Source organism: Rahnella sp. P4_A8, from assembly GCF_056402435.1.
In genome coordinates, this window is the sequence record NZ_JBFUHK010000387.1 from 1 (window position 1) to 541 (window position 541).

Genomic DNA, 541 nt, shown 5'->3' on the forward strand with positions numbered 1-541 from the left:
CCCGGTAAATAGCAACCATATGGTTGAATTTATCCACATCAAAATGACTTAAAGGCGTCATCGCATATCCTTAATTTTAATGTAGCAATGCCTGATAAATGTCATTAATATTTCTCCAGTTTTTTCTGGACAAAATAACATTGTCGAGAAAATCCTGCATGGCGTTATCAAAACGTTCTACAGACTGGCTTAGCACAGAGATATTATCGTCACTAAAACATGCGCTCAGAGGGGATGCGATTAACGTGGACGTCAGTTCATAACGCTCACCCTGATCAAGTAATATTATTGCATCAATAAATCCTGGGAATTTCTTCAGCTTGTTTGCCAATTCAACTCTGGCAACAGGAAATACCCCAGAACGAACACTAAGAATATCCGTGACTATACCAGGCCTGATAAAGATGACATCCTGCAATTGTTCCTTTTTTTCGGAAAAATAGCATTCGTAGATCTGATCAAAAACGGTATTCTGATAACAATGCTCTAATAAAGCGGGTGCGATAGTCCCGTGTAATCTGGCCCCAGCCTCCACCATAAC

The 541-nt window shown here is 39.9% G+C and carries 1 protein-coding gene; it reads right to left on the reverse strand.

All coding sequences use genetic code 11. From position 1 onward, the window contains the following. Positions 1–76: 76 nt before the first annotated feature. Positions 77–541 (reverse strand): hypothetical protein (locus AC1DUO_RS26160; protein ID WP_477989658.1); only part of this gene is annotated, 465 nt, incomplete at its 5' end.